Raw genomic sequence first — 5,000 nt, 5'->3', positions numbered from 1 at the left:
CCTGGCCGCGGCGTTCGACCAGGCCGTCGGTGTAGAGGACGGCGGTGGCGCCGGCCGGGAACGGCACGCTGGTGGAGTCCTGCATCCAGCTGCCGGTGCCGAGCGGGGGTCCGCTCTGCCCGCGGGCCGGCCGGACCGTGCCGTCGGGGTCGCGCACCATCGGCGGCAGGTGCCCGGCGGAGGCGTAGGTGAGGACGCCCTCGTGCGGGTCGTGGACCGCGTAGACGCAGGTGGCGATCTGGCTCGGGTCGATCTCCATGGCCAGGCCGTCCAGCAGTTGCAGGACCTCGTGCGGGGGCAGGTCGAGCCGGGCGTAGGCGCGGACCGCGGTGCGCAGCTGCCCCATGACTGCCGCGGCCCGCACGCCCCGGCCCATCACGTCGCCGATCACCAGGGCGGTCCTGCCGGCGCCGAGCGTTATGACGTCGTACCAGTCGCCGCCGACCGCCGCGTCCTCGCCGCCTGGTTCGTAGGTGGCGGCGACGCGGATCTCGTCGGGCTGTTCGAGTGCCTGGGGCAGCAGGCTGTGCTGGAGGGTGACGGCCATCCGGCGGTGCTTGCGCTCGCTCTCCCGCAGGCGTTCGGCGGCGAGGAACTGGTCGGTCATGTCGGCGGCGAAGACCAGCACGCCGCGGACCGCGTCGCCGTCGCGGCCCTGGCGGGGTGTGCCGTGGGTGAGCGGGGCGAGGGAGCCGTGGCGCACCGCCTCGGTGAGGCCGTGGGCGCCGCGGCGCAGCAGCGCGCGGACGCCGCCGCGCCAGGCGGGTGCCGTGATGGTGGCCGGGCCGCCGTCGGCGCGGGTGGCGGGGAGCGGGGCGTGTGCGGGGACGGCGGGCAGGGAGTTGAGCAGGCCGCCGGCCGGGCCGCCGTCGCCGGGGGCGGGCAGCAGGGCGGAGGGCAGCAGGACGTCCGGGGTGGCGGGCTGGTCGGCGTGGGTGGTGGGGCCGGCGGTCTCGCCGGGCAGGCGGATCCAGACCGGGCGCTGGGCGGCCTCGGGTGATCCGGCGCGCAGCTCGTGGGCCGCCCGGTCGGGCCGGCCGTCGTGCGGCGCGGGCCGGGCGGGGTGTGGTGCGGCGTGGTCCGGGGCCTCCCGGGGCACGGGCAGGCCGGCGGGTCCGCAGTCGACGAGCCAGTCGGCCGGGTGCTGGTCGCCGGCCAGGATGGGGGCGCAGACGAAGCCGTAGTAGCCGTAGCCGCGCCCGGCGGTGGAGGCGAGCAGGGTGTCCGGCGGGCCTTCCGGGCGGTGCGCGATGCGGCGTGGGCGCAGTGCGCGGGCGGTGCCGCTGCGCAGGACCTGGTCCATCAGGGGGAGCAGGCCGAGCTGGTCGAGTTCGGGCAGTGCCTCGCGGGCGGGTGCGCCGGGTTCGCGTGGGCCGAAGACGGCGGCGTAGGCGGAGTTGACGTAGGCGAGGCGGTGGGTGGGGCCGAAGGTGACGGCGATCAGGGCGGGGGCGTGGGCGAGGAGGTCGTGCAGCCGCAGGACGCGCTCGCCGGGGGCGGGGGCCGTGGCGGCGGGCTGGTCGAGCGCCGCGCTCGGCGGGGTGGCCGGGGAGGGCCGGCCGCCTGTTCCCGGGGTGCCGGTTGCCCGGGTGCCGGCGCCGGTGGCGGCCGGTTCGGTGGGGTCGGCGGCGGGCTCCGGGGTGGCGGGGGCGTGGGCGGCCTGGCCGTCGCCGGGGGCGGTGTCCCGGACGGCGGCGTGCCAGCCCCGTGCCCGGATGGGGTCGGGGGCGCCCGGCGCCGGCAGGGCGTCCTCCGAACGAGCGGCGTCCTCCGAAAGAGGAGTGGGCTCCCGGTGTGGCGCCGTGTCGGGAGGGGGGTGACCGGCTCCGTCGTCCTCCTGGTCCGCGGGGCAGGCGGTGTCCGTGCCGGTGCGCCGACGAGGGGACCGTGAGCCGCGGGCCGACGGGTTGGCGGCGGTGCGGCCGCCCCCGTCACGCCGGGTGCGGCCGGCGATGCGGTGGGTCCAGCGGGTGAGGTTCAAGCTTCCGATTCCTCGTGTTGTCACGCTTCGTACGTGCGATGGCACTACTCGTCACGCCCCAGTGTGACCGATCGGATGGGCGGACGGAATTCCCCGGTGTTCCGGCCGGGCGTCGCGGGCCCTCTCCCGAGCCTCCCGCCCCGGCGATGCGCTGGTGTCACTCACCCGCCGCGACCGTCGTCGCTTCGCTGTCGTCGGGAGGCGGATCCGTCGGAATCGTTCCCTCCGGAAGGTCTCTCTCCACTTGCCGGCGGAGTGCCACCTCGTTCGGCTGGCCGGTCCCGGTCGCTCTCCGCCGCGCGGCGGAACTCGGCGCGCGGGTGTTCCACGTCGCCCAGGGAGACGATCTCGCGCTGGAAGAGCGCCGCCAGGGTCCACTCGGCGAGCACCCGGGCCTTCCGGTTGGCGGTGGGGACCCTGCTGAGGTGGTAGCCGCGGTGGACCAGCCACGCGGGCAGCCCGGTGAGTTTGACGCCGTAGACCTGGGCGACGCCCTTGTGCAGGCCGAGCGAGGCCACCGAGCCGGCCTGGCCGCGCCGGTACTGGCGCAGCGGGCGGCCCTCCAGGGTGGCGGCGAGGTTGTCGGCGAGGAGGCGGGCCTGGCGGGTGGCGTGCTGGGCGCTGGGCGGGCAGATCGGCGTGTCGGGCGCCGGCGTGTCCGGGTCGCCGGTGGTGTGGGCGGCCGGGCCGGTGACGGGGGTCCGCCCGGGCCCCGCCGACCGCGTCGCGGCGGTCCGCCGCCCGCCGAGGCGGGAGCCGCCACGGCGGGGGCCGGTCTCGCCGGGGCGGGCCGCTCCGCCGGGCGCCGCGGCCGTGTGGTCGGCGGGGAAGGGTCCCCGGGCGACGGCCCCGGCGGCGGGGTGGTCGAGGTCGGGTACGGCCGCGCAGTCGCCGGCGGCCCACACGCCGGGGCGTCCCAGGGCGCGCAGCGAGGCGTCGGTGGGGACGCGCCCGTCGGCGTCGCGTGGCAGCCGGAGGCGTTCCAGGATGGGGTGTGCCTTGACCCCCGCCGTCCACACCAGGGTGCGGGTGCCCAGGCGGGTGCCGTCGGTCAGGTCCACGCCGTCGGCGTCGGCGCGGGCCAGGCGGGTGCCGAGGCGGACGTCCACGCCGCGGTCGCGCAGGGCGGCGAGCGCGTAGGCGCCGACGCGTTCGTCGGCCTCGGAGAGGATCCGCTCGCCGGCCTCCACCAGCACCCAGCGCAGGTCGTCCTCGGCCACGTTGTGGTAGTGGCGGGCCGCGTGCCGGGCCATGTCCTCCAGTTCGCCGAGCGCCTCTACCCCGGCGAAGCCGCCGCCGACGAAGACGAAGGTCAGCGCGGCGTCGCGGAGGGCCGGGTCGCGGGTGGAGGAGGCCGCGTCGAGCTGGGACAGGACGTGGTTGCGCAGCCCGATGGCCTCCTCCACGGTCCGGAAGCCGATGCCGTGCTCGGCCAGGCCCGGGATGGGCAGGGTGCGGGAGACGGAGCCGACGGCGACGACCAGGTGGTCGTAGTGGAGCACCAGGGGCCGCGCGCCGTCCTCCTCGCTGGCCCGGGTGGCGACGGTGACGGTGCGGGCCTCGGGGTCGGCGGAGGTGGCCTCGCCGGTGACGATCCGGGCGTCGGGCAGGACGCGGCGCAGCGGCACCACGACGTGTCTGGGGAGACCGCTCCGGCGGCGGCCTCGGGCAGCAAGGGCTGGTACGTCATGTAGGGCTGGGGCTCCACGACGGTCACCCGGGCCCGGGCCGCACGGACCTGGCGCTTCAGACGCAGGGCCACGGACATACCGACGTGGCCGCCGCCGACGACGACGATGTGCGCTGGCTGCCTCATTCGTCTATGACGCCCGCGGCACCGAAATTTGTCCACAGTTTCGACAGGTCCCGCTGCGCGGGATGACCCGATCGGGGGACGATGGTGCTCGTGGGGTGTCGTTGTTCCCCACATCGGGCGTTGGCGTGATAAGGCATGATCGGCCGCCCTTCCATGCTGACTCCCAATCAGATATGTTCGATTGCTCGACACGGCGACGGCGCCCGCGGTGTGCCTGACGCGAACCTGCCCGATGTACCGCCGTTGGCGGGAACGGGCGGGCGGGGCGTGGGTTCGGGGCACGGAGCCCGTGAGTCGGGCGCGGTCGGCCGGGTGGGGCCGGGCGCGAGTCCGAAAAACACACACGACGTGCGGCGCGCCCCGGACGTGCGGGGCGCGCCCGACACGGGGAAGGCGCGGTACCGCGGCGCGCGAGGGCGGTCGTGGCTGTGTCATCCCTAGGGGGAGGACTTGATGGGTCCGGGGCAATACCACGAGCCGGACGCGGTGACCGGACGCCGGGGCGCCGAGCAGCGCGCCGAGGCGGCGGCCGCGGCGGCCATGGGCGTCGGCGGGACGGCCGGCCGAGGGCCGGCGGCGGCACGGCGGCCACCCGCACTCCGCTCGGACGCACAGGCCAACATGGTGCAGATCCTACGCGCCGCGCGTGAGGTGTTCTCCACTCACGGTTACGACGCGTCGGTGGAGATGGTGGCGCGGCAGGCCGGCGTCGGCATAGGGACGGTGTACCGCCGCTTCACCGACAAGCAGGGGCTGGTGCACCGCATCCTGCTGGAGGAGACGCTGCGGCTGACCGCCCGGGCGGAGGCGGCCGCGGCCACCGGCCACGATCCGTGGACGGCGCTCGCCACGTACGTGCGGGACTGCGCCGTCTCGGGGGCCGGCAGACTGCTGCCGCCGCATCTGATAGCGGCCGCGGCCAGACAGGTGGCGTTGCGTCGGGATGCCGGCGTGGGGGGCCTGCGGGCACCGCTGGGGCGGGTACCGACGGCCCGCGGCGGCGTCGCGGCGGCGGGGCGGCCCAGGGCCACCACCACGCAGCGGGCCGGGACGGGCGGTCCCGGGCAGCCCGGCCAGCCGGGGCCGCCGGGCCCGGGCGGGCAGCCGGCGGGGCGTCCCACGCCACTCGGTGCGCAGCTCGACGGCGCGGCCACGCGGCTGGTCGAGGCGGTGGAGCGGCTCGTGCTGCGCGCCAAGGCGGTG

General features: G+C 77.1%; 3 protein-coding genes (1 of these 3 running past the window's edge). 1 reads left to right on the top strand and 2 read right to left on the bottom strand.

Annotated elements, in window-relative coordinates; all coding sequences use genetic code 11:
* Together FHU37_RS22380 and FHU37_RS22375 are read right to left on the bottom strand one after the other, a co-directional pair.
* On the bottom strand, nucleotides 1–1,105 hold the 5' portion of the coding sequence (locus FHU37_RS22380; RefSeq protein WP_446680303.1) for a SpoIIE family protein phosphatase. Its footprint begins 578 nt before the window's first position; only the first 1,105 of its 1,683 coding nucleotides appear in the window; the start codon lies at nucleotides 1,103–1,105; the stop codon falls past the left edge of the window.
* Between the two features lie 1,037 nt (nucleotides 1,106–2,142).
* The gene (locus FHU37_RS22375; protein WP_312892800.1) at nucleotides 2,143–3,609 is read right to left on the bottom strand and encodes an NAD(P)/FAD-dependent oxidoreductase; all 1,467 of its coding nucleotides are present in this window, start codon (nucleotides 3,607–3,609) and stop codon (nucleotides 2,143–2,145) included.
* A 641-nt stretch (nucleotides 3,610–4,250) separates the two neighbouring features.
* On the opposite strand from FHU37_RS22375, the gene FHU37_RS22370 reads away from it, so the two are divergent.
* A partial coding sequence (locus FHU37_RS22370; RefSeq protein WP_179816491.1) for a TetR/AcrR family transcriptional regulator occupies nucleotides 4,251–5,000 on the top strand: 750 nt, incomplete at its 3' end.

Origin of the sequence: Allostreptomyces psammosilenae, from assembly GCF_013407765.1 — a bacterium.
In the GTDB taxonomy this organism is placed as follows: Bacteria; Actinomycetota; Actinomycetes; order Streptomycetales; family Streptomycetaceae; genus Allostreptomyces; species Allostreptomyces psammosilenae.
Note: the sequence above shows the minus strand (reverse complement) of the source record. Positions and strands in the feature narration are given on the sequence as shown.